Genomic DNA, 532 nt, shown 5'->3' on the forward strand with positions numbered 1-532 from the left:
GCCGCTCCGGCGCGAGCGGCACCGGCAGCAGCCACTGCGGCCACGCGGCGGCATCGCGCTGCCGGGCCGCGAGGATGCGCGCGGCCAGCGCATCCGCCAGGTCGAGCGCGCCGCTGAACTTGAAGCGGGTGATCAGGCCGGACCACGGGTGGGCGTAGCCGGTGCCGGCATACGCTGCATCGAAGGGGGGCGGTGCCAGTACGCAGGCCCCGCAGGTGGCGACGCCCGGCGGCACCTCGAGCGCGCAGCGGGTGCAGCGTGGCGCGGTGTCGGCGAAGCGCTGCACGCAGGCCCGGCAGACGCGGGCCGCCGGGCCGCTGTCCCAGCCCTCGCACACCGCACACGAAGAGGGCATGTGGCGGAGCAGGCGCGAGAAGATCACCGGCTCAATATACTGCCCGCCGATGAGCGATTCCCCTGCGGYCGACACCTCGCGGCGCTTCGACCGTGCGGTCGTCGCGCGGGCGCTGCGCCGGCTCGCCGTGGCGCCGCAGGCGCCGTGGCTGCACGGCGAGATCGCGCGGCGCATGGC

At 76.1% G+C, this 532-nt stretch carries 1 pseudogene; it reads right to left on the bottom strand.

The features are described from left to right. A pseudogene (locus AC1D01_RS38190) lies at nt 1-355 on the bottom strand (ComF family protein); the annotation flags it as partial. Nucleotides 356-532 lie beyond the last annotated feature (177 nt).

The organism is Rhizobacter sp. P3_B12, from assembly GCF_056402895.1.